Consider the following 23577-nt stretch of genomic DNA (forward strand, 5'->3'; position numbering starts at 1 on the left):
TTCTACGCCTTCCCCGGCGAGGTTCGCCGGATCCTGTACACCACGAATGCCATCGAGGCCCTGAACGCCACGCTGCGCCGGGCTGTGCGCGCCCGCGGACACTTCCCGACCGACGAGGCCGCGCTGAAGCTGCTCTACCTGGTCTTGAACCGCTCCGAGAAGGCGTGGAAAATGGGACCGCGTGAGTGGATCATGGCCAAGGCGCAGTTCGCCGTCATCTTCGGCGAGCGCTTCACCCGGGCCATGGCGGCCTGATGTTCAATCCGCCGCCCGCACACGGAATTCCTGACAGTCCCGAGCAGTCCCAGGGCTGCGGCGAAGGCCAGCGTCTCGATCGCCGAGTACGCGGAGCCGTTATCGGCGAGCCATTGCACGAGGTGTGGCACGCGCACCCCGCCGAAGCGGTCCTCGACGCAGGCCAGCATCAGATCGCGCACCATCTGGCCGGTGATGCCGCCCGTCGAAGCCACCCAGGCGATGACCTCGCGGTCGTGGGTGTCGATGGCGAAGGCGACCCGGACGACCTCGCCGTTCCAGCGGGTGATCTCCAGCGCATCCGAGGACCAGCGTTGGTTCGATGCGGAGGCGATGACGCGCCCCTCGTGAGCGCGCACCGGTCGCACGCCGGTGTGACGCTGGAGGAGCAGGCCGCTCTGCTTCATCAGGCGGAACACTCTCTTATGGTTCAAGAGCGGTTCGCCGGTAGCGCGGCGCGTCCGGTTCAGGATCGCCGTCACCCGCCGATAGCCGTAGGTCGGTCGCACGTCCGTCACGGCGCGGATGGCGGTCAGGATGACGTCGTCGTCGGCGCGGCGATAAGAGCCGCGAGGGCGCGCCTTACTCCGTATCTGCTCGACGAGGTTGGAGCGGGCCACGCCGAGCACGTCGGCCACGACCTTCACCGGGAAGAGCTCCCGGAGGGCGACGGCAACGGCCACGCGACTTTTTTTACTCGCGCGGCGGCCAAGGCCTCCTTCAGCACCTCAACTTCCAGCGTCTTGCGGCCGAGCAGACGCTCCAGATCGCGCACCCGGGTTTCCAACTCCCGCACCCGGCTGGCGGCGACGACCTCCTCGTCGGCTTGCACCGCCACCTGTCCGCCCTCGGCCATGCGACGCCTCCACCCGAACAGAAGGCTGGGCGAGATGCCGTGCATCCGCGCCACAGCCGACACCGTCATGCCCGGCTGCATCGTCTCCTCGACGAAGCGTACCTTCTCCTGGCCAGTGTAGCGTCTCCGGCGCTCGCGTCCGGTGATGATCTCGATCCGCTGCGTATCGTTCGGCATAGGCGCATGCCTAGGCGTCCACCTAGGCCCTCACGGTTGCGCCTCGTGTCCGGTCGAATTGGGGGCCACTCCATGAGGACATTGACGTCCGAGGGTGTCGTGTTGACGGCCTGTGCCTGTGCGACTGCCGGCCCACAAATCGCGAGCGTGAGCGCGGCGAGCGAAAGGCCGTGTCTGAACTGCATAGATGCCCCCATGCCGGATCGTTGGCCGGACGGCATCAGACATATAAAGAAACGATGGCCGAGGCATCGTCACAATATAGTCATATTTGCTTTTCGTTATTGCGGTGTTGTTTCTGCAACAATGATTAATCTTGCCAGCTAACAAATTTCGCTTTGAACTAGCCGGACGCCTCTAAAAACCTCGCGGTTTGAGGCGTTTGGTGGTGTGATGGCCTCGACGACCGGCGAGGTGCTGCGATGCGCGGTCCGCTCGGTTTCTTCGATGTCGACGAGCGGCTGAAGGAACTCTCGGCCAAGGGCGACGCGCTCACGGTCATTCGACCAAGGCGCACGAAGGCTCAATCAAAGCGCACGGATAGAGTGGCGAGGACCATAAATAGGCGAGACATAGATCGCCCTCCCTCCCTTATTATGCGTGAGGACGGCCATAGCCCTTGCTGAACTACGCCATTGATAGCCTTAGCCAATCCGCAAGCGTCAAACGTTCGGACACTGTTGGCGAATTCAGGATTGTAGCTCCGCCTGCGGCTTGAGAGCGGCCCCGTAACGCTGAGTGGCGAGGGCAAGCTGCTCAATCCCGAAGCGTGGCGGCAGCCTTGGCAGGCCCTAGCGCAAATTCGCCAACGGTGTCCGCTCGTTTTACCGACGGAGCAGATCGTCCGCAGAAGCGCAACTTAGGTTGCCCCCCATCACAATCTTGCTTCAGGCTGTAATGCTCCTGTCGTGTGGCCGGCTCACGTTCCTCACGCACGGAAGCGCATCACCTTGAATGCGCAGTGCTTGAGGAGAAACACAGCCATGGCCCATCAGGGAGCCGAGCATCACCACAAGGCCGCCGAGCACCACGAGAGGGCTGCTCATCATCATCGTGAGGCTGCCAAGCACCACGAGAGTGGCAATCACGAGAAGGCCGCGCACCACGCCCATACCGCGCACGGCCATGCCACACATGCTGCTCACCATCACACCGAGGCAGCTCGCCACCACGCGGAGCAGCACGGCTCGCACTGACGAAATAGGGCTCCCGGTCACATTGCGGCCGGGGGCTCACATAATCAATCGGTTGAAAACAAGGTTCATTGGTCGTCGCGTCGGGGAACACGTTCTTCGAGGTGCGTTGCTGCATCGGCATACAGCTCGAAGCGCCGGATTAGAGCGTGTTACGGACTTGGGGCTAAGTATCTGTAATTCCTCATAAACCCGGTTGCCAGCAGTGCGTGAAACTCGTTGCCGGTCAATGAGTTAGCGTCGGTGCGTAACACGCTCTAGGACATGCCATGGGGTTACGGCCGGGATGTGCGTGTCAGGCCGCCCGCCGGTCCGGCATCCTACCCGCCGCCAGCCGCGAGTTGCGGTAGCGCTGGTCCGCCGTGACCTCCTGCTCGACCCAGGGCGGCAGCGCCACGAACTGGTCCTCGCGCGCCATCTCGATCTCCGCCAGGATCAGCCCGTCGAGGGCGCGCCCGAACACGTCCACGTCCCAGACCGCCCCGGCGTGCTCGATCCGGTAGCGGATCTTCTGGATACGAGCATGCGACGGCACGTTGGCGAGCAGCGCCTCACCGATTGACGAGGGCACCTCAATCTCCAACTCTTCACGGCTGGCGCCGCTCTTCGGTCCCTTCCAAGTCAGGAACGCTCGCTCACCCGCGCACCGAACTCGGAGGGTGTTACCGGCATCGGTGTAGAGGTAGCCCTGGACCAAAAGCGTGCCGGACCAGCAGAGGGGCAGCACGGTAGGCGTGGCGAGGAACTTGCGCTCGATTTCGATGGCCGCGCGTTGCTGGACGCTGCGCAAAGCAGGGGAAGCTTCGTGCAGCACTGCTGCGATTTCCTCGACGGAGACCATACCTTCTCTCTTGGTCTGGACACCCTTCGGGGTCGCTTAACACATGTGACGTTCCGATGACATGGCCACACGCAGCAATTCTGATGTCAGACCTCTTGTTCACCCTGCCGTAAGGTCATATCGAGCCGCCACGTTCTTTCCCGAGACCAGAACGCACTCCGGGCGCGCCTCTACGAGGGGCGGGCCCTTTTTTGTGATCCTTTTCCGATCATCGTCGAGAGCGGCAGGTGCCTCATCGACCTGGGGTAGCCGTCTCTTCCAGCACGCTTTGGGTACGCACGGCACGCCTGTCGCAAACGCGAATGCGGTGAGGTTCATAGGCAGTCAGCATGAGTTACGCGCGAGTTGGTGTCACAGCGCATCGAAACGCGAAACAACCCCTTCGCTTGCAGCTCTCGGCATTTCTATAGCGCAAGCAGATCCAGCACTTATTTGCCTATTTTCTCATCATGGTGAGGCGGCTAGCTTTAACGCGCTCTGCAACAATTTCCCAGTAAGTTACAGCTGTTTCTCATAGCTGGAATTCGTCATCTCATGCGCATGACCCTCGGGCGCAAACTCGCTGGCGTCGTCGGGATCTTAGCTCTCGTCGGCCTTGGCATCTCCGTCTTCGCGATCCAGCAGGCCGGCGAAGCTCAGCGCCGCAGCGATCAGATGGACGTCATCTGGAACACGGGGCTCCAGGCCCACGCCCTCGCTCAGGCGATCGAGCACGCCGTCGTGCAGGCTACCGCCCTCTACACCGCCGATGACACCAGCGAGGCCAAAGGCCGCTTAGGCGCGCTCCAGACAGCCCTCACCGACGTCGAGCACGCGAAGACGTCCTTCTTCGCGGCGTTGGAGGCACAGCTCACCCCCGAGCAGAAGCGTAAGCTCGACCTCGGCATCACCGAGTTCCTGGCCTACCAGCGCGACACCGCCGAGATGGGCCTGACGATCTCCCCGAAGGCCGCCCTCATCCAGGCGAGCGACGAGGCGACCGTGAAGAACCGCGAGCGCATGGTCGTGCAGATCAACGCGTTGGGCCACGATGTACTGGCGCGCCTCGACGCCCAGCGCGCCGCCGCCACGCAGGCGCAACGCCGCGCCACGATAACCTTGATAGCCGTACCCGCCGCGGCCCTCGGCATCGCACTACTCCTGGCGTTCTGGATCGTGCGGACCCAGATCCAGGGCCCGTTGCTGCGCCTCAGGGGCGCGATGCGCGGCCTGGCTGGCGATCAGCTCTCCAGCGCCGTTCCGTTCACCACGCGCCGCGATGAGGTCGGCGAGATGGCGCGTGCGATCGAGGGCTTCCGGACGTCGCTGATCGAGAAGCAGACCCTGGGTGCCCAGGCGCGGGACCGCGCCACCAGCGACATCGCTCGCGCGCAGGAGCTGGCCGAGGCAACACGCGCCTTCAAGGTCGAGACCGCGAGCGCCATGTCGGCGCTCGCCGCCTCGGCCGAGCAGATGGAGGGCGCCGCCGATCTGCTCTCAGGAGTGGCGAGCGACACGACGGCGCGCACGGAGGTGGTCGCCAGGGCGTCCGAACAGTCCGCCGACGTGGTCAACGGCATCGCCAGCGCCGCTGAGGAGCTGTCGAGCTCCGCCTTCGAGATCGAGCAGCGCGTCCAGCACACCAGCACGATCGCCGCAGTAGCCTTGCGGGACACGCACGGCCTGGAGGCGACGGTCGCCGAGCTGTCGCGGGCCGCGGCCGAGATCGGCGCTGTGGTAACGGTGATCCGCACGGTGGCCAGCCAGACGAACCTGCTCGCGCTCAACGCCACCATCGAGGCGGCCAGAGCCGGTGAGGCCGGACGCGGCTTCGTGGTGGTCGCGGCCGAGGTGAAGGCTTTGGCCGGCCAGACGGCGCTCGCCACCGACCGGATCGTCGGCCAAGTCGAGGCGATTCAGGCCGCGGCCCAGGACACGACGGCCGCGATCGGCGCGATCGCGGCGACGATCGCGCAGATGAGCGCGACGGCCACGGCCGTCGCGGCGTCCGCCGACGACCAGGGCAAGGCCAGCCAGGAGATCGCGCGCGCCATCGCGAGCGCGGCTGCGGGCGCGCAGACCGTTGCTGAGAGCATCGGCACGGTGCAGGTGGCAGCTGCCTCCGGCGCAGCTCAAGCCGGCGCGGTGCGGGTGAACGCCATGCAGGTGAGCCAGGGGTCCCACGCCTTGCAGAGTGCGATCGCCACCTTCCTCGACCGAGTCCGCGCAGCCTGAGACCGCGCGGCGACGGTGTCGGCTGTGTGGCCGCCGACACGTCCCGTGGATCGTGTCGGGGCTCGTCAGGCCGCTTGCGCGGTACGCTCGGTCTCGGCGATCAGTTGGCGGAGGGCGGCGACCGGGAGCGGGCGGCTGAACAGGTAGCCCTGCATCTCGTCGCAACCTTCCTGCTGCAACCGATCACGCTGCTCCGCGGTCTCGACGCCTTCGGCCACCGTCGTGATCCCGAGATCGGCCCCGAGCCCAGCGACCGCCCGCACGATCGCGGCGCAATGCCGGTTCATGCCGAGTTCGCGCACGAAGGACTGGTCGATCTTGATCTTGTCGAACGGGAAGCTGCGCAGGTAGCTCAGGGACGAGTACCCGGTCCCGAAATCGTCCATGGCGATGCGCACACCCAGATCGCGCAAACGGTGAAGGACCGCGAGATTGGCGTCGCTGTCGGCGAGCAGCACCGACTCGGTGATCTCCAGTTCCAGGCGCCTGGGATCGAGCTCCGCGCTCGCCAGCGCCGACACGACGGACTGGACGAGGCTCTGTTGACGGAACTGCACGGGTGAGAGGTTGACCGCGACCTTGATCTCGCCCGGCCAGGTCGCCGCCTCCCGGCAGGCCTCGCGCAGGACCCATTCGCCGATCGGCACGATCAACCCAGTCTCCTCGGCGATCGGGATGAACTCGGCCGGTGAGACGAAGCCGCGCTCGGGATGGCGCCAGCGCAGCAGCGCCTCGCAGGCGTTGATGCGGTTCTCCTGCAGGTTCAGGAGCGGCTGGTAGTACAACTCCAGGGCACCGGCGCTCAGGGCCGCGCGCAGGTCGCGCTCCAGCGCACGGCGCGCCTGGATCTGGGCGTTCATCTCCGGCTCGAAGAACCGGAACGTGCCGCGCCGCTCCGCCTTGGCCTGGTAGAGCGCGAGATCGGCGTTGTTGAGGAGAGGGTCGGGGGTGGTCCCGTCGCCCGGCAGCATCGCGATGCCGAGGCTGGCGCCGATTAGCACATCCTGTCCGAGAATGGAGAACGGCTTGGACAAGTGCTCGATGAGGCGCGCGGCGAGTTGACCGGCAGCGTCCGGCGACGGTGCGCTCGCCTGCAGGATGGCGAACTCGTCGCCGCCGAAGCGGGCGACCATGTCGTCCTCGCGCACGGTGTGCCGGAGGCGATCGGCGACCGCAGACAGCAATGCGTCGCCGGCCGCATGTCCGAGCGTGTCGTTGACGCCCTTGAACCCGTCGAGATCGAGGCAGAGCACCGCGGCCTTCTCGGCACGGCGATGGTGTTGTGCGAGGACGGCGCACAACCGCTCGCGGAAGTAGGCGCGGTTCGGCAGGTCAGTCAGCGGATCATGGTGCGCCATATGGGCGATGCGGGCCTCGACGGCGCGCCGCTCGGTCACGTCCTCGGCGATCCCGAGAAAGTATTGCGGTCGCCCCGCTTCGTCGGCGACGGCCAGCCTCTTGATGTGCAAGAGGCGCTGGCCGTGGGCGGGGGTGTCGACCATGCGCTCTTCGACGCGGGCAGCGCCATCGTCCGACAACAGCGAGACGTGCTCGTGATCCGCCGCCGATCCTGCCCCTGCGACCGGGAATAGCGTGTGGGCGGGCCTCCCAATGAGGTCGGCGCGCGGCACGCCGAGCAACTCCTCGCCGGCGCGGTTCAGAAGCAGCACGCGGTTCTCGACGGCGTCCTGCACGTAGAGCATCGCCGGAATGTTCTCGACGACCGTGTCGAGAAAGCTGCGCGTGCGTCGCAACTCCGCCTCGGCCAGCTGACGCTCGGTGACGTCGATCGCCGCCACGAGCACGGCTGGCCGTCCCCGCAGCACGAGCGAACGCACGTACGGCAGGATCTGGATCACGGATCCATCGGCCCTGATGTGACGCCAGACCTGCTCGCCGTCGTAGGGTTCGGTCCGGTTCGTTACAATGGCTTTCAGCGCGGCTCGGTCCGCTTCCGGCCGGATGTCGAGGGCGGTCATCGCGAGGAAGCGCTCACGGCTGTAGCCGTAGTGCTCGACGGCGGCAGTGTTGACGTCGAGATAGCGCAAGGTCTCGGCGTCCAGGACCCACATCGGAAGCGGATTGGCCTCGAACATCATCCGGAACGACGCCTCGCGGGTGCGCAGCTCGGTGATGTCGACGAGGGTGACGACGATCAAGTCGGCGAGGGCGGAGACGGCGACCCTGAGGTAGACCTGCTGGCCGTCCCTCACATACTCGAGTTCGAACTCATCGCCGCCGCCAATCTTCACCACGACTGAGAGACGACTGAAGATCTCTCCGGTGTACCTACCCAAATGAACGATGGATAGGGATTGCCACAGCAGATCGTCCGTCGGCCACCCGATCAGCCTGGCGGCGCCCGCGTTCAAAGTGACGATTTGGAAGTCGCACAGCTGATCCTGCTCATCCCACACGGGCGTGAGCGCGAGAACCCCTTCGCGGGTCGACTGGTAGACCTGCTCGACGAGGCTGGACCGGGTCTTGGGTTGGCTGACGTGAACGAGGGTGACCGGGAAGCCCCAGTGCGTTTGCAGCGGTAATGCGGTGATCTCGTAGACTTCGACGATGCCGTTCTCGACCCGGCTGGCGATCTGCTGCTCCGGCTGGCAGCTCCGTAGGGCGCGCCGCACGATTTGACCGAGCAGCCGCGCGCAGTCGCTCCGCTCCACTCCGACCGCGCCGGTGGGCGCTGCCTGGAGCCACGCGGCGACGAAGGGGGCCATCTGCAGATAGGTGAGGTCGTCGCCGTCGAGTCGCACCAGGACGGTGGCCTCTGCGAAGCGGCCGAGACTGCCGAGGGCGACCTCCTCGTAGGGTGCCAAGATCATGCCCGGCTTACGAGCGGCATGCCAACGCTGGCTCAGGACATGGCCTGCGTTGTCCGAAGCTACAAAGCCCTTTTCAGACAGAGGGTCTGACATGACAATAAGAAGAGCCTCACCGGAGTCCGCTACCAATTTTGGGGTGAGTTTATTTAATTTGCCGTAAACACGGAGATTTCATTGCCGGCAAACCGATCAGCGGTTACTATAGCTCGTGAAATCTACAGCGTTGTAGTGATTCAATCCTAGCTTCTGGAGCGTTGGTTTGGGGACGCAAGCGACATGAAGGTGGCGCATGGAGGCGTTTGTTGAAGCCTGTCAAAACATCTCAGCACGAGCGACAAGCCGTAAACAGCCCTACCCTCATCCAGACGTGGTTCCGTAACTCCGCCCTTATGCGAATGCCGACAGGCTAAGCTGCGAGCCGACACATGCGAGGTCGTCGAACAGGTCGATCTTGCTGCCAGAGAGCAAAGGAAAGCCCACCGCGGCGAACCGGGCGGCCGGAGGCAGAAAGACATGATGCATCGGGCAGACGCAGCGGCCTCGTACGCGTCAGAATGTCAACACGTCAACGCAGTGCCGAGTCACCGCGTCTTCGCAATGCGACCCTTCCCCTTCTTTGATAGGAGGTCGTTAATTGCTTCCAGCATCACATCTTGCGTGGTCATATCGGCATCGAGGCCGACCAGCTTGATCATGCGATAGATTTCCGGCTCGACCCATACGGTTATCCCGCGGGCGCCCTGGCGGGTCGCCGGCCGCACGGTCTTGGTGGCCTTGGTGACGCGCCGAGGCGCCACCGGCGCCGGTTCGGCAGCGGCTTCCGGCTCTGCAGCTGCGGGAAGCTCGTCACGGCGGCCCGTCGACACGCTGTCGGTCACGGCGGCCCGAAGGCTGAAGCGCGGCGCGGCGTTCATCAGGCGGCCTCAACGCTCGTTTGCGGGAGAGCGAGGCCCATCAGGTCAGCCGTCCACCGAAACAGCTCATCGATTTCGGCAGCTGCCCTGCCCCCGGGTTCGATCTCCTGCGCCGTCCTGCCGGGAATGAAGCCGCGCGAGTACGAGACTCGCTGATAGACCGCTCCAGGATAGACCGGGATGCCACGCTCACGCAGGCCGGCGCGCGCCTCCCCCAGGTCAAATTCGGTCGACGTGTTGCAGGCGTTGAACACCACCCACGACGGTTTGCGCGCGATGGTCGTCAGGTCATGAGTCTGCCCGATCGCATCGATATCAAGGATCGAGGCGCGGCACGGGATCAGGATTAGGTCAGCGGCCTTGCATGCCACGAGAGCCGGTCGGTCGGCATGGGGCGCGGAATCGATGATCAGTAGATCGAGGCCGCCAGCCGCAGCCTGGGCCTTCACGTAATCGAGCTGCTCGGCGGAAGTTACCACCGCCTCGGGGTGATCCTTCCGCCGCTCTGACCACTTCCAGGCCGACGACTGTGGATCGAGGTCGGCAATGGCGACCTGGAGCCCAGCGCGGTGCGCGGTGACGGCAAGATGCAGGGCCAGCGTCGTTTTTCCGGCACCCCCCTTCTGCGAGACTAGAGCCAGTGTGTGCATCGCGTTGACCTCCTGACAAGGTGACGGGCTGACAGCCTGACGCATCATCGCGGCAACCTGTTAACGAGACATCACTCGGACGCGATGACGGGGCAACCTGTCACTTCGGTGACGTGTCAAAATGTTGATACGTCAGAGTGTTGACATGTCAGGTCGGCGACGTACCCCGGCGATGACACGTCACAAAAGGGCACGTTCAATGCGGTCGCGTTCCTGGGTTCGGTCATACCGGCCGTGTCGGCAGCAGGCGGGCTACCGTCCGGAACGGCAGGCCAATGAGCCGGAACATTGCGACGAGGGCCATGACCGCGACGACTGTGAGCAGTTCGCCTGCGATTTTCATGGGAGTGCCTCCATGTGGAAGGCGTCGGTGCCCGACGCTACTCCCTGGTAAACCAACCGCCACAGCAGAGCTTGGTTTCCTGCAACGTTGACTTAACTGTGCCGCCCGGCCGAGATGGACCGTTCCGGCCCGATCCGCCTCGGCGAGTCGCAGCCGCCATTCAGGAGACGATCGCCGCGAGATAGACCCTGAAAAGCCAACGGCCCCACCCCGGCAAGGGTGAGGCCGTCGAAAACCTGGGGCCTGTGAGGCCGGTCTCTCAACCCCTCACAAGCCATAGCTCCCCCTCGGGAGTCAAGACGGAACCTGTTTTCGTCAACGGGAAAGGCTTGCCTGGACCCTAGCCGCGGCCCGTGAGGGACCGTGAAGCATGAACTACGCTGATGAGATCCGCCGACAGGCGGAAGCGGCTCCGCGCGCTGCGCTGCCGGCCGTCACGGCCGCGCTCTGGCGCGCCTATGCCGATGGGAATGTCACGGAGGTCGAAGCCGAGGCGCTGTCCGCCTTGATCGAGGCGCGGCAGGTTGTTTCCAGATCCGGAAGAAACCTAAGTGGCCCACACCAATTGCACTCCTCCATTTCGGGGAGTGCAATTGGTGTGGGCCCGGATCGTGCAGGCTGCAGTAGGAGGGCCATTGGCTCGCGCCCGCGCACGGATGCCTCGCTGGAGCGCCGTCGCCGCTGGGCCGCCTCGGGGCGGCTCCCACCGAGCTTAGCTGCCCGGTTCACGCTGGCCGAGCAAGCGGTGCTGGCCCTCATCGCGGCTGAGATCACCCGGCGGAAGGACTGCCGGCTGGCGATCGAGAACTTGGCTGCGGTGGCCGGCGTGTGCCGCTCGACCGTGAAGAACGCGATCCGTGAGGCGGTGCGGCTCGGGCTTCTCACCGTCGAGAAGCGGGCGATCACCGGCTTCCGCAACGACACCAACATCGTCCGCATCCTCTCGGCGGAGTGGCTGGCGTGGCTGCGGTTGGCGCGGCGCGGCGACACCCCCCCGAACCGTAGAGGTCAGGCGGCTCCCGTCTTCTCTCAAGGGGGAGGGGTCAAAAGCGTGACCAGCACGGATACTGAGGTTCTAGACCTGTCAGAATCGAGGAAAACAGAACCGTCGCACAGCTGCCGGAGGACAGTGGGCGACCTCGACCAAAGCGCGCGCGCAGGAATCCGCGCGGATCGTGGCAGGGCCAGAGCCATGTGGTGAGCGCATGCGAGAGGACCGCGGCGTCCGTCCTGCCGAACGCGCCGTCCGCTTGGAGCGGGCCCGGGGTGGCTCAGGATGTCGCTCAGGACCTCGATGACTCCGTCGTGCCGAGAACATCGCTTTCCGCGCGGATCGTAGAATCTGAGCCGTATGCGGTGGAGACGCCGTGAGGCGCAGCCGGCGGTCGCCGTCTCACGGCGTTGATAACAGTTATCCATCCATGTCAGAGTGGTCGGAGAAGGAGCCGTCATGCCCAGCAGCGCCGATCTCGGTCCCCGGCTCGAACGGTACGTGACCAGTCTGGTGACGACCGGGCGCTACAACTCGCGCAGCGAGGTGCTGCGCGAGGGCGTGCGCCTGGTCGAGGAACGGGAAAAGCGCCTCGCCGCACTCGATGCCGCGATTGCCCGCGGCTTGGCCGACGCCGACGAGGGGCGGGTCACGCCGGCCGAGCGGGTCGCCGAGCGCCTGACGGCCAAGTATCGGGCCCGGGCGGAAGCCGGGGAGGCATGATCGTCGTCTTCACCGAAGAGGCGGAGGCCGATCTTGAGCATATCGCGGACTACATCGCCGAGGCGAATCCCCGCCGCGCTGTGACCTTCGTCGACGAGCTGATCGAGTGCTGCCAGCGGCTGGCCGAGGCCCCGCAAGGATACCCGCTGGTCGCGCGCTACCGGCACAGCGGCGTGCGCCGCCGCCCCTATGGCCGATACCTCGTGTTCTATCGGGTCGGCGCGGACCGCATCGATATCCTGCACGTCCTCCACGGGGCACAGGATTACGAGGCGATCCTGTTCCCGGCCGATTGAGCGGCGCCTTCGCACCCGGACGGTATGGCTGAGGCTGCCCCGGTCTCCCTCGCGGTGGACACAGCAACCAGCGCGCAGCGGATCAGTCGCTCACAACTCCACGACCCAGGCGCGTTCACGAACGCCAGGGCGTCTGATCAGGCGACATCGGGAAGCAGGTCAGCGTGCAGGCCCATGCTGCGGAAGCCGGCGCGCTCCCAGGCGGCATGCAGCCGGGACACCCGGCAGCGGAACCCCACGAGGTCGCGTGCGAGCAGGGCGTAGGGCCTGTGGCGGACGCCGATCAGGGCCTCGACCAGCAGCCGCTCGACCTCCGGGACCGTGTTCGGTTGCGGCCGGCCGAGGATGCGGGCGACGCCCGCGGCATCGTCGGCGCTGCGGGTGAGGCGCGTGAAGAACACGCCCTTTCCCGCGATGTTGTCCCGGTCGTACAGGCAGAGCTCTTTGGCATAGCCGCCGAGCAGGATGGTGATCCGGTCTTCGCGGCTGAGGCCTGCGGCGTTGACCAGCACGGCCGGCAACGTGGCGGCGTTGGCCGCATCGAGACGCTCCAGGCCGAGCGTGACGCATGACGGGCCGAGGCCGAGCAGCTGGCGGGTCACCGCGTTCGGTCCGCCTGGATGGACCGAGCCGGCGGGAAGCCGGCCGACGTCGAACCCTCAAACCCGTCTGTTTTTGTTTCGTACGATCTAACTACCGATGGCCCCCCAGCGGATCGGACCATATTGTTTCGTACGATATGTTCCGATCGCCGACCGACCCGACCACCCGGACCTATACCGGGCTGACGGAGGCCTACCGGTTCTTCAACGCCCGGCTGTTCGCGGGTCGGCTGCCGGGCTGCCTGATCACCATGCAGCGCAAGTCCAAGGCCTACGGCTACTTCGCCGGCCGCCGCTTCACCACGCCCGACGGCGTCGAGGTCACCGACGAGATCGCGCTCAACCCGCGGCACTTCGCCGAGCGCTCGACCGAGGCGACGCTCGCCACCCTGGTGCGGGAGATGGTCCACCTGCAGCAAGCGCATTTCGGCACGCCGTCCCGGCCCGGCTACCACAACCGAGAATGGGCTGGGCTGATGCGCGCCGTCGGGCTGATCCCGACCGCGACCGGCGAGCCGGGCGGCAAGCAGACCGGGCAGCAAATGGGTCACACGATCGAGCCGGGCGGCCGGTTCGCGCTGGCCTGCGCCGAGCTGATCGAGGAGCAGGGCTTCAGCGTGCCCTACGTCGAGCTCCGGGACGCGGCCGAGCGCGAAGCCCGGGAGCGCAAAGCGGCGAGCAAGACCCGGTACACCTGCCCGAGCTGCGGGGCGAACGCCTGGGCCAAGCCGGGAACCCGGCTCGCCTGCGACGTCTGTCATCGATCGATGGAGGTGCGACGGCGATGACGCGCGATGGCGTCCTGTTTGTTTCGTACGATCGACAACGCGTCGGGGCGATCACTCCAGCAGCCACGCAACGGGCCGCCACGCGAACGCTCGGCGCAGCAGGCGGCGGACGAGGAGGGCCGCGAGCCCGGCTCCGAGCATGAGCCAGGCAGGGCCCCAGGCGATGAGCCCGTCGCGCAGCGTCAGGTAGATCACCGCGGGAACACCCCCGACCGGCGCGACTGTGCCCTCGGTCCAGAGCGGGAGCTCGCAGTACCGCCGATTCGACGCGGTATTCGTCTTGAGCTGCGACGGGGTGCAGGACTGGCTCATCTGGCTGCGCAGGTCGGGGTTGGCCGCGACCAGGGCGAGCCACGCCGGGCCGTCGGGGCGCTGGGTCAGGCCCGCCCACTTGGCATCCAGGCCGAGCGTATCCCTGCGCCCGAGCCAGTAGCCCGCGCCGCCGCACAGGATGCCGCTGGTCAGGACGATCGCGGCCGCCCAGAGGCCGACCTTGCGTGCACGGGAGCGCTCCAGCTCGGTGAAGTGACCAGCCGCGGCCTCCGCCACCGCCGCGCCGGTGCGCTCGGCGAGCGCGGCGTGGGCGGCCTCGACCCGGGCGGTGGCGGCCCGCGCCACCGGGCCGACCGCCCGGGCCGCTGCCCGCTCGACCCGCTCGGGCACCGCGTTGATCGCCTCCGGGATGGTTTTGGCGGCCTGCTCCAGCAATCCGCCGACCGCGAGATACACCACGGTGGGATCGTCGGGCGTCAGGCCGATGTCCATCATCCGCCGCCAGGCCAGATCCCGGGTCGCCGGATCGAGGCCCAGCGCCTGGGCGGCCCGGTCGAAGTTGAGCTTGGCGTCGGGGTGCATCGCGGCCTGGCCCCAGCCCCTCAGAGGCCGAGGATCGGGCGCAGCTGCTCGAAGGCGACCGCCGACTCGCGCAGGTAGCGCGCCACGTGCGAGCGCTCGGCGATGGTCAGGCGCGGCGCGGCGGCGGCGACCGCGAAGGGCAGGGCATCGGCGTCGATCTTGGCGAAGGTCCCGGCCGGCAGGGGCGGAAGGCTGATCTCCAGGCCGCCGAACTCCTCGAGCAGGCGGCGGCGGACGTTGCCGCCGCGCTTCTCGCCGTTGCCGTCGACGTAGCCGTGCCAGAACGGGAAGTCGGCCTCGGCCTTGCCCCAACGGGTGTTGCGGATCGCGACGTGGTCGACCCTGTCGCCGGCGAGCTCGATCCAGCGGTCGACCGACTGGGTCGCGGCGACCTCCGAGGAGATCAGGTGCAGGACGACCGGGCGGTAGCCCTGGCCGTTGAACGCGGCGAGCTGTGTGACGCCAATTACGATTGCCGCCTGACGACGATTGGGATGGCCGGTTCGACGTGAGGGCGCGCAGCCTTCCCCCGTAATCACGGGGAGAGGTCTGATGCCGGGCTTGCACGTCACCGACCGACAGGTCCGGCGCTACATGACCTCACGACGGGAAGGCCAGACGCAGGCTGTCGCGGCAGCCCAGGCCGGCTTCAGCGAGCGTACCGGGCGGCGCATCGAGGCCGGTCCGACACTGCCGAGCCAGAAGCCGCCGCGCGCCTATCGCACCCGCGCCGATCCCTTCGCCGAGGTCTGGCGTGAGGAACTGGTCCCTCTGCTAGAGGCCGTGCCCCACATCCGGGCCACCAGCCTGCTCGAAGAACTCGACCGCCGCCATCCCGGGCGCTTCGGTGAGGGCGTGCTGCGCTCCCTGCAGCGGCGCGTCGCCCACTGGCGCGCCACCCAGGGGCCCGAGCGCGAGCTGATCTTCCGTCAGGAGCATCCGCCCGGGCGACAGGCGCTCTCGGACTTCACCGACGGATCCAAACTCGGCGTCACCGTAGCGGGCCGACCCTTCCCGCATCTGCTCTACCACTTCTGGCTCGCCTACTCGGGCTGGCGCTTCCTCAAAGCGATCTGCGGCGGCGAGAGCTTCACCGCGCTGACCGAGGGCCTGCAGGACGCCCTCTGGCAGCTCGGCGGCGTGCCCCGCGAACACCGTACCGACCGGCTCTCGGCCGCCTACCGCAATCTCGCCACCCGTGACGACGAAGCCGAGGGCTACGCCGCCTTCTGCCGGCACTACGGCCTGGAGCCGACCCGCAACAATGCCGGCCTCGCCCATGAGAACGGCTCCGTGGAGGCGGCCCATGGCCATCTCAAGCTCGGCCTGAGCGAGGCGCTGGAGCTGCGCGGCTCGAAGGACTTCGCCGATCTGGCCGCCTACCAGGCCTTCCTGCAGGACTATGCCCTGCGCAGGAACGCCGCCGTGCGCGACGCCCTGGCGGTGGAGCGTGCCGCCCTCGCGCCGCTGCCCATCTACCGCACCAGCGACTACAGCGTCGCCAGCGCGGGCGTGACGCGCTTCGGCACCATCTCGGTGCGCAACGTCCTCTACACCGTCCCCTCGCGCCTCGTGGGTTGCCGCCTCACGGTGCACGTCTACGACGACCGCCTCGTCTGCCACCTGGGGCTCACACCCGTGCTGACGCTGGCGCGCCGGCACTTCAAGCGCGGCGGCCCGCTCCTGCGCGTCGTCGACTACCGCCACCTCGTCCACGCCCTGGTGCGCAAGCCGCAGGCCTTCCGGCACTCGGTCTTCCGCGAGGACCTGTTCCCCCGCACGGCCTTCCGACGCGCCTGGGACGTCCTCGACGCCCACCTCGACCCACGTCAGGCCTGCCGCGTCTACGTCGGGCTCCTGCACCTGGCCGCCACCCATGCCTGCGAGGGCCAGCTCGCCGATCATCTCGAGGCCGTCATCGATGCCGGTCGCCTGCCCGACCTCGATACCGCGCGCGCCACCGTCGCCCCGCGTGCCTCGAGCACCCCGCTCGTGCGCGTCAGCGCGCCGGATCCGGCCCCCTACGACCGCCTGCTGCCGTCCCTCAGCGCCACCCCGGATCCCACGCCATGACCAAGACCGACGCCGCCAAGCTGCCGGTGATGCTCACCAGCCTGCGCCTGCCGACCATCGCCCGTCTCTGGCAGGAACTCGGGGCCTGCGCCGATCGCGAGGGCTGGGGCGCGGCCCGCTACCTCGCCACCCTGTGCGAGCACGAAGTCCAGGAGCGTCACACCCGCCGCATCGCTCGCCACCTCGCCGAGGCGGACCTGCCTATGGGCAAGACGCTGCAGAGCTTCGAGTTCGCCTCCGTGCCGAGCCTGCGCAAAGCCCACGTGCTCGCCCTCGCCGGCGGCGATGCCTGGCTCGACCAGGGGGCGAACATTTTGCTCTTCGGCCCCTCCGGCACCGGCAAGTCTCATCTGGCGGCGGCCCTCGGCACGGCGCTGGTCGAGAACGGCCACCGCGTCCTGTTCACCCGCACCACCGACCTCGTCCAGAAGCTGCAGGCGGCCCGACGGGATCTCTCGCTGCCGAGCCTTCTGTCCAAGCTCGACCGCTACGACTGCCTGATCCTCGACGATCTCGGCTACGTGCGGAAGGATCAGGCGGAGACCAGCGTGCTGTTCGAGCTCATCGCCGAGCGCTACGAGCGGCGCTCGCTGATCACCACCTGCAACCAGCCCTTCAGCGCATGGGACCAGATCTTCCCCGACCCAGCTATGACCGTGGCGGCCATTGATCGGCTCGTCCACCATGCCACCATCCTGGAACTCAACACCGAGAGCTACCGTCGTCGCGCGGCAGCCAGAGCCGGGGCAGAGGCCTCGACGGCAGCCTAATCGTCGCCGAGGTCCGGGATAGTTGACGCCGCCTCCGAGCCGGTCTGCTCTGGGGGCCATGATGTTCGAGCCTCCCAATGCCTTGCAGATCCACGTCGCGATCGACGGGATCGAGCCCGCGGTCTGGCGTCGGCTCGTGGTCCCCTACACGTGGCATCTGGGCGAGCTGCACCTGGCCATCCAGGCGGCCTTCAACTGGTGGAACTCCCACCTGCACGAGTTCCGGATCGGCGGCCTGCGCTACGGCGATCCCGATGCGGATGAGTGGGGCAGCGCCGATGATCCGCGCGTGTTCGACGAGCGCGAGGTGCGCCTGCTCGACTTCGATCGCGAGCCTGGGCTGGGCTTCACCTATCTCTACGACTTCGGCGACGACTGGTACCACACCGTCACGCTGGAACGGCCCCTGGTCCTCGAAGCCCGGCCGCGCCACGCCACCTGTCTCGACGGAGCCCGGGCCCGGCCGCCGGAGGACGTCGGCGGGCTCGGTGGCTACGCGAACTTCCTGGCCATCATGGCCGATGCCGACGACCCCGAGCATGCCGAGATCCGGCGCTGGTGCGGTGGCCACTTCGACCCCGACTGGTTCGACCGCGCCGTCGTCGACAAGGACCTGAAGAGCGCGCTCAAGCCCAACGTCCGCCGACGCCTGCACCAGCCCAAACCGATACGTCCCGAGCGGCCATCGTAGTCGACGCCCTCAGGACAACGAAATTGTCGTTGCACAGCGAGCAGGTCGTCGAGGCCCTCGCCCATGTCGGAGATCCGGGCGAGGTCGGCGAGGCTGCCGCCGGCGAGGTCGTGGACGATGAGCGGCTCGCCCGAGGCGACGCAGTTGAGCAGGGTGGCGCGCTCGTCGTCGGCGCGGATGTTGTAGTACCCGACGCCCACGGCCGGATCCTGCTCCTCCCGGAGCTCGCCGGTCGCGTCCCGGGTGCCCAGGACTCGCAGGAGCGAGCCGACGCCGCCGTCGGCGTCGTAGGCGGCGACGCGGGTGCCGCCCCCGCGCAGATACTCGACCAGGGTGCGGGCGGTGACGCTCTTGCCGACCCCACCCTTCTCCGAGGTGATCAGGACGACGCGCTTCTGCCGCGAGGTGGTCGGCGTGCGCGTCTGCTGTGCCCGTGCCATGGTGCTCCTTCGATCCGACGCTTCCGGCCCGCTCGCGGGGCCTACAGGTGCCTGGTGCTCAGCCGGTGCCCGACGACCGCGTTCGAGGCCGGCGCGTGTCCCCGCGCCGGCAGCGGGTCGGGTGCGGCAGCCGCCGGCTGCGCCACCGGGGCGGGCGCGTGTCGTGCAGGCGTCCGCGGGGGCTCGGCGGGTGCGTGTGCGACGGCCTTGCCGCGTCGCCGCACGGGCTTGTGGCCGGCGAGCTCGCGGGTGGCGGTCTTGATGTAGTGCTGCAGGGTGGCGAGGCTGAGCGTGACGCCCCTCTCGATGAGCAGCGCGCGGATCTCGGCGTCGGTCCGGCACTTGGCCTTGAGCGCCTTGATCTCCGGGAGCACGGCCTTGACCGAGGCGTAGCCGGTGGGCTTGCGGTTCGGGGCGAGCCGGACCTGCTCGCGCAGGAAGGTGCGCAGCGCGTCGTGGGGATCGGGTTCGGCGGCCTCGCTCATCGCCCTCACGCCTCGTCACCGGACCTCGGGACCCCGCCGCGTCGCGGACGAGGACCGTGCCCGAGCAGGGCTGCCACCCGTTCGAACCGGCCATCCCCGGAGGCCGCTATGGTATCACGGCCACGCTTCCGCCTGCGACCACGTCGTCCAACCCTGTGGATAACCGGAGCCATCCCGAGGGAAACGGAGACACATCACGCACCGATGGTGCTGGGCGGCGGCCTGGCTTGCCGCTAAGCTGTTGCCAGATCTCATAGCCCCGCTGCCCGGAGCCCGCGCATGACCCGTCGTCCCATCCGCGTCGCCCTGGACGAAGCGCTCTGGGCGGCGGTGGAGGCGGCGGCCCGGGCGCGCGGGATCGCGCCGTACCTGTTCGTCGAGGAGGCGCTCAAAGCCGTGCTCGGGCCTTCCGAGACGGTGGCGCGCGTGGCCGAACTCGCAGAGGTCGCGGCTGCCAGCGCCCGCGAGGCCCGGGCGAGCGCGGCGGAGATGCGCGACCAGATCCAGGTGATCTCGGACTTCATCGTCGATCTGTACCGGGCGGAGGCCCGGGCGAGCGACGCGGCCGGTCCGGCTTGAGGGCAGAAGCGAGGTCTCAGCGATGATGACCTGCACGCGGATCACCAGCGTCGAGTACTACGAGTCGATGGCGCGCCAGATCCGGCGCGAGGCCGGGCTGAGCACGCCCGACACCCCGCTCGACGACACGGCCGCGGCGTACGCCCGCAAGGCGGCGGCCGAGGTCGCAGCGGAGGGCAGCGCGGCATTCGAGACGGCCTACGCGGCGGCGTTCGACCGGGCGCTGGCGACGCTGCGCCGGGGCCACAGTGAGGGCCGCGACCAGGTCGCGTACTACACCGACAACGGCGCGGGCGAGGCCAACGGGGTGTGGTGGACGCGCGGCTCAGGGGCGAGCCCCGATCCGGGCCCATCCGGCGATCCGTTCCGGCTCTGCCCGGACGGGGCCGAGGTCGACGGGCGGGTGCTGCGCGATCTCGCGGCCGGGCGCGACCCGGGAAGCCTGGAGCCGCTGGTGCGGGCGGCCGCCAACGGTCGGCGCAGCGTCGGCTACGACCTGCAGTTCGCCGCGCCGAAGAGCGTGAGCGTGCTGGCCGCCTTCGCCGGGCCGGAGGATCGGGCGCGGATCCTGGCGGTGCACGATCGGGCGGTGCGCCGGGCGCTGGACTACGCGCACGCGGCCGGCCTGATCGTGACCCGGACCGGGGCGCAGGGCCGGGACCGGGCGCCGGTGGCTGGGGTGAGTGCGGCCGTGTACCGGCACTTCACCTCGCGGGCGCAGGATCCACAGTTGCACAGCCACGCGGTACTGCTCAACCTGTGCGTGCGGTCCGACGGCTCGACCGGAAGCCTCGACAACCGCGCGATCCTGCGCAACGCCGGCGGGATCGCGGCGCTGTACCGGAGCGAGCTGGCGAGCGGCCTTCGGGCGGAGCTGGGCTACGAGGCGGTCCGGGCCGGGCGCAACTTCGAGATCGCCGGGGTGGCCGAGCCGGTGCTGGAGCTGTTCTCCAAGCGGCGGGCGGCGATCGAGCAGGCGGCGCGAGAGCGCGGGTTCGACACCGCCGACGACCGGATCGCGGCGCAGGCGGCCGCCCACGGCACCCGGGCGCGCAAGGATCGGGAGACGCCGCTCGCCACCCTGGAGGCGGAGTGGGAGCGTCAGCTGGGTCAAGCAGGCTGGGCGCGCGGGGCCCTGTTCGAGGGCGTGCGGATCGCCGCGGACGGGATCCGCCAAGAGCGGACGGGAGCGGCACCGGAGCGGCTGCAGAACTTGGCCGAGGTCGGCCTCTCCGAGGCGCTGGCGATGCAGGCGGTGGTGGAGGAGCGTGCGCTCATGCGCCAGATCGCCGAGTCTCTGCAATGCGAGGCCGATGCCGACGCGGTCCTGGAAGAGGTCGAGCGGCTGCGCCGGGACGGAGGCGTGGTCGAGGTCGGGCGCTCGGCTGCTGGCGAGCGGGTGTACGCGAGCCCGGAGATGATCGAGGCCGAGCAGGGGATGCTGCGTCGGGCCTACGCCAGGCAGGACGAGCGCGACTTCGTCCCGGAGGCGGTGGTCACGCGGGTGCTGGCGGAACGGCCGAGCCTGCGCCCGGAGCAGCGGGCGGCGGTACGACACGCGCTGAACCGCGATGGACTGAGCGTGGTCGAGGGCAGCGCCGGCTCGGGCAAGTCGTACGCGATGGCCAGCGTCGCCGAGGCAGTGCGCGCCAGCGGTGGCGAGGTGTGGGTGATCGCGCCATCGTGGAAGGCGGTCGACGTGATCCGGACCGACACGGACACGGCTGAAGCGATGGCGCGGGCGGTGACCGGGTTCCTCAACCGGATCGACAAGGGCGAGATCGCGCTGGGGCCGCGGGCGACCGTGATCGCCGACGAGGCCGGCATGATCGGCACGCGGGATCTCGCCGCGCTGGTCGAAGCCACAGGCGCGGCCGGGGCGAAACTGGTGCTCAGCGGCGACACGCGCCAGCTCGCCCCGGTGGTGGCGGGCGCGCCGATGAGGCTGCTGGTCCGGGCGCTTGGCGCGAGCCGGATGGACGAGATCCAGCGGCAGCGCGGGCGCAGCGAGGCGGAGGGGGCTTGGATGCGGGCGGCGAGCATGGACTTCGCCGCCGGCCGGACCGCGAGCGCGCTCGAAGCCTACGACCGCGGCGGTGCGATCATCTGGGGCGTGGACCGCGAGGCCACGATCGCGGCGCTGGTCGACGCCTACGCCGAGAGCCGCCTCGACCCCGAGGGGGCGGAGCGGACGCGAGCTGTGCTGACCGGCTGGAACAAGGACGTGCGCGCGCTCAACGCGCGGATCCGCGACCGGCTCAAGCACGACGGGCTGCTGCCGGAGGGGGAGGAAGTCGAGATCGCCGCGATCCTACGCGGCGGAAACCGGGCCGAGACGCTGGCGCTGACGGTCGGCGACGAGGTCATCTTTGGAGAGAGCGTCGAGGTCGATGGCCAGAAGATCCGCAATGCTGACCTGGCGCGCGTCGAGGCGCTCTCGGGTGATCCGGGCGACCCGGTGCTGACGTTGCGGTTGGCCAAGAACGGGACGCGGTTGAGCGCCCGGGCGAGCGCGCTGGTCGGGTTCCGCGAGCGGGGTGAGGCGCGGGTCCCGCGCCTGCAGCACAGCTACGCGATGAGCACGCACGCGGCTCAGGGCGTCACCGTGGATGAGTCGTTCGTGGCCGACCTGCGCGGCACAGGGGCGGAGGCGACCTACGTGGCGATGACCCGCCATCGCCGGACGGCGCGGCTCTTCGTCGACACGGACCGGATCCGGGAGCGGCTGGAGGCGGCGCGCTCCGGCATCCGACTGGAAGAGCGCGGGCTGCCAGGTAGCCGAGGCGCTGCGCACCCGGATCTCGCCCCGGTCGGCCACAGCGAAATCCGGAAGGCCTACCTGACGGACAGCGCGAGCAGCGGGGGCAAGGCCAACGTGGCCGACTTCGCCGGGCCCGACCTACGCGCCTGGTGCGGTGCGCCGCTCCGGTCGCGCGACATACCTGTGCGGCCCGGCGGCAGGATGGGCCTGGAGGGAGAGGGACCTTGGAGGGAGGCCATCGCCGGGATCGCCCCGACCCCCGAAAGCGAGCCATCGCGGGCTGCTCAGGCGCTGAGGCAGCGTATGGACGAGCGCTTGCACGCGCCCGCGGCCTACCCAGTCCTGGGCTCCGGACATGCGGACCGGACGATCCCGCTCGCGTCCTATGACGGAAGGCAGCGGAACCGGATCGGTCGGCTCGCCGCGATCCTGTGGCAGGGGCTCAAGCGCCAAGCCCGGATCACCGTAGGCGTCGTCCACGGCGCGTTGCCGAGGTTGGTGGAGCGGCTCTCCGCCGACATTCTGCTCGATCCGAGCGGTCGGCTGGTGCTGGCGCGCCGGGATCCGCTCGGCCGCATCGTCGGGATCGAGCGCGGGCGTGAGGATCGGGCCGGAACGGCAGTCTCTATGCCATCATGCCCAACGGGTCTGATCCAACTGGGTGACCGCCGCGCACCAAAGCGGATCTACGTAGGACGAACGGAGAGAGAGGCTCTCGGCCTCTACCAGCAGGACGCGCTGCCAGACCGTACCTTGCTCTGCGTCTTGGGAGACGATGGCCCGGGGAGCGATAACACCCTCACCCGCATCGTCGCCCGGCATCCGGCTGCGGCCGTGCATCTCGCGATCGATGAACGGCAGAACGAAGGAGCAGCCCAGGCGTTCGAGGCGCGGATCCTCGCGGCCTTACGCGATGTGAGGGCGCCCGAGGCTCGCGTGGCGCTGCGCCGTTCCGTGCCCCTGGAGCTGTCACCGGACGGACGCCATGGCGTATCGATCGAACTGATCTCGCACGACGAGGGGCGTAGCCGGCGACGCGGTGAGCGGACGGGACCGAAACGTGAAGCGGAGGGTCGGATCTTTCCAGTGCGACCAGGACGTGGGTCTCGCGGGCGATAGTAAAAGCAGCCTCCTGATACGAGCTTTATGAAGCCGGTCAGCGTGGCGCTACTCTCTATAGTTTTGCAGTATTACAATTAGTAAGCAGCTCGTATACATTGTCATAACTATGGCGAATTGTTCGTAAAAA

At 68.2% G+C, this 23577-nt stretch carries 21 protein-coding genes and 2 pseudogenes; 11 read left to right on the plus strand and 12 right to left on the minus strand.

Annotated elements, in window-relative coordinates; genetic code table 11:
* A partial coding sequence (locus PQI07_RS36735) for a transposase (protein WP_274929336.1) occupies positions 1–255 on the plus strand: 255 nt, incomplete at its 5' end.
* Between the two features lie 56 nt (positions 256–311).
* On the opposite strand, the pseudogene PQI07_RS36740 reads toward PQI07_RS36735, so the two are convergent.
* The 4 genes and pseudogenes from PQI07_RS36740 to PQI07_RS36755 form a co-directional block, all read right to left on the minus strand.
* Positions 312–938 (minus strand): annotated as a pseudogene (locus PQI07_RS36740) (IS3 family transposase); the annotation flags it as partial.
* Positions 899–1288 (minus strand): transposase, encoded by a 390-nt coding sequence (locus PQI07_RS36745; RefSeq protein WP_274929337.1) that lies wholly within the window; start codon positions 1286–1288, stop codon positions 899–901. The pseudogene PQI07_RS36740 and the gene PQI07_RS36745, both read right to left, overlap by 40 nt.
* A gap of 887 nt (positions 1289–2175) precedes the next feature.
* Positions 2176–2472 carry a hypothetical protein gene (locus tag PQI07_RS36750; RefSeq protein ID WP_024827226.1) on the minus strand — a complete coding sequence of 99 codons (297 nt, stop codon included), beginning with the start codon at positions 2470–2472 and terminating at the stop codon, positions 2176–2178.
* A gap of 304 nt (positions 2473–2776) precedes the next feature.
* Positions 2777–3322 carry a CYTH domain-containing protein gene (locus PQI07_RS36755; protein ID WP_274929338.1) on the minus strand — a complete coding sequence of 182 codons (546 nt, stop codon included), beginning with the start codon at positions 3320–3322 and terminating at the stop codon, positions 2777–2779.
* Between the two features lie 534 nt (positions 3323–3856).
* On the opposite strand from PQI07_RS36755, the gene PQI07_RS36760 reads away from it, so the two are divergent.
* The gene (locus tag PQI07_RS36760) at positions 3857–5536 is read left to right on the plus strand and encodes a methyl-accepting chemotaxis protein (RefSeq protein ID WP_274929339.1); all 1680 of its coding nucleotides are present in this window, start codon (positions 3857–3859) and stop codon (positions 5534–5536) included.
* A gap of 65 nt (positions 5537–5601) precedes the next feature.
* Here the strand turns inward: PQI07_RS36760 and PQI07_RS36765 are convergent, their stop codons facing one another.
* The 3 genes from PQI07_RS36765 to PQI07_RS36775 form a co-directional block, all read right to left on the minus strand.
* A complete protein-coding gene (locus PQI07_RS36765; protein WP_274929340.1) occupies positions 5602–8367 on the minus strand; it encodes an EAL domain-containing protein in 2766 nt (921 codons plus the stop codon).
* 581 nt (positions 8368–8948) lie between these two features.
* Positions 8949–9281, minus strand: a complete 333-nt coding sequence (locus PQI07_RS36770) for a ribbon-helix-helix domain-containing protein (RefSeq protein WP_053608720.1) — start codon at positions 9279–9281, stop codon at positions 8949–8951.
* Positions 9281–9931, minus strand: a complete 651-nt coding sequence (locus tag PQI07_RS36775; protein WP_053608721.1) for a ParA family protein — start codon at positions 9929–9931, stop codon at positions 9281–9283. Before PQI07_RS36775 ends, PQI07_RS36770 begins: the two co-directional genes overlap by 1 nt.
* A gap of 713 nt (positions 9932–10644) precedes the next feature.
* On the opposite strand from PQI07_RS36775, the gene PQI07_RS36780 reads away from it, so the two are divergent.
* From PQI07_RS36780 to PQI07_RS36790, 3 genes are all read left to right on the plus strand, one after another.
* Positions 10645–11475 carry a helix-turn-helix domain-containing protein gene (locus tag PQI07_RS36780; RefSeq protein ID WP_274929341.1) on the plus strand — a complete coding sequence of 277 codons (831 nt, stop codon included), beginning with the start codon at positions 10645–10647 and terminating at the stop codon, positions 11473–11475.
* Positions 11476–11724: 249 nt separating this feature from the next.
* On the plus strand, positions 11725–11988 hold the full coding sequence (locus tag PQI07_RS36785) for a type II toxin-antitoxin system ParD family antitoxin (RefSeq protein WP_274929342.1): 264 nt from the start codon (positions 11725–11727) through the stop codon (positions 11986–11988).
* Positions 11985–12284: a type II toxin-antitoxin system RelE/ParE family toxin gene (locus PQI07_RS36790; RefSeq protein WP_274929343.1), complete on the plus strand. Its 300-nt coding sequence runs from the start codon at positions 11985–11987 to the stop codon at positions 12282–12284. The genes PQI07_RS36785 and PQI07_RS36790 overlap by 4 nt, the downstream gene beginning before the upstream one ends.
* Positions 12285–12421: 137 nt before the next feature.
* On the opposite strand, the gene PQI07_RS36795 is transcribed toward PQI07_RS36790, so the two are convergent.
* Positions 12422–12886 (minus strand): hypothetical protein, encoded by a 465-nt coding sequence (locus PQI07_RS36795; protein WP_274929344.1) that lies wholly within the window; start codon positions 12884–12886, stop codon positions 12422–12424.
* Positions 12887–13023: 137 nt separating this feature from the next.
* Here PQI07_RS36795 and PQI07_RS36800 point away from each other — a divergent pair, with 137 nt between their 5' ends.
* Entirely contained in the window at positions 13024–13674 is a 651-nt protein-coding gene (locus PQI07_RS36800) for a SprT-like domain-containing protein (protein ID WP_274929345.1), read from the plus strand.
* A 51-nt stretch (positions 13675–13725) separates the two neighbouring features.
* Here the strand turns inward: PQI07_RS36800 and PQI07_RS36805 are convergent, their stop codons facing one another.
* Complete coding sequence (locus PQI07_RS36805; protein ID WP_274929346.1) at positions 13726–14529, minus strand: hypothetical protein; 804 nt, start codon at positions 14527–14529, stop codon at positions 13726–13728.
* 20 nt (positions 14530–14549) lie between these two features.
* Positions 14550–15068 (minus strand): hypothetical protein, encoded by a 519-nt coding sequence (locus tag PQI07_RS36810; protein WP_274929347.1) that lies wholly within the window; start codon positions 15066–15068, stop codon positions 14550–14552.
* Positions 15069–15081: 13 nt separating this feature from the next.
* Between PQI07_RS36810 and istA the strand changes: the two genes are divergently transcribed.
* The 3 genes from istA to PQI07_RS36825 all read left to right on the plus strand — a co-directional run bounded on the left by istA (position 15082) and on the right by PQI07_RS36825 (position 18063).
* Positions 15082–16602, plus strand: a complete 1521-nt coding sequence (gene istA / locus PQI07_RS36815) for an IS21 family transposase (RefSeq protein ID WP_274928828.1) — start codon at positions 15082–15084, stop codon at positions 16600–16602.
* A complete protein-coding gene (istB, locus tag PQI07_RS36820; RefSeq protein WP_274928827.1) occupies positions 16599–17372 on the plus strand; it encodes an IS21-like element helper ATPase IstB in 774 nt (257 codons plus the stop codon). The genes istA and istB overlap by 4 nt, the downstream gene beginning before the upstream one ends.
* Before the next feature lie 61 nt (positions 17373–17433).
* Complete coding sequence (locus tag PQI07_RS36825; protein ID WP_144765874.1) at positions 17434–18063, plus strand: plasmid pRiA4b ORF-3 family protein; 630 nt, start codon at positions 17434–17436, stop codon at positions 18061–18063.
* A 233-nt stretch (positions 18064–18296) separates the two neighbouring features.
* Here PQI07_RS36825 and PQI07_RS37825 read toward each other — a convergent pair.
* Positions 18297–18503 (minus strand): annotated as a pseudogene (locus tag PQI07_RS37825) (nucleotide-binding protein); the annotation flags it as partial.
* 41 nt (positions 18504–18544) lie between these two features.
* Positions 18545–18988: a hypothetical protein gene (locus tag PQI07_RS36835; RefSeq protein ID WP_274929348.1), complete on the minus strand. Its 444-nt coding sequence runs from the start codon at positions 18986–18988 to the stop codon at positions 18545–18547.
* A 279-nt stretch (positions 18989–19267) separates the two neighbouring features.
* Here PQI07_RS36835 and PQI07_RS36840 point away from each other — a divergent pair, with 279 nt between their 5' ends.
* On the plus strand, positions 19268–19567 hold the full coding sequence (locus PQI07_RS36840) for a hypothetical protein (protein WP_274929349.1): 300 nt from the start codon (positions 19268–19270) through the stop codon (positions 19565–19567).
* A gap of 22 nt (positions 19568–19589) precedes the next feature.
* Positions 19590–23447 (plus strand): MobF family relaxase, encoded by a 3858-nt coding sequence (mobF, locus tag PQI07_RS36845; RefSeq protein WP_274929350.1) that lies wholly within the window; start codon positions 19590–19592, stop codon positions 23445–23447.
* The last annotated feature ends 130 nt before the right edge of the window (positions 23448–23577 follow it).

The sequence above is a fragment of the Methylobacterium sp. 092160098-2 genome, assembly GCF_028920805.1.
GTDB classification, from domain to species: domain Bacteria; phylum Pseudomonadota; class Alphaproteobacteria; order Rhizobiales; family Beijerinckiaceae; genus Methylobacterium; species Methylobacterium fujisawaense.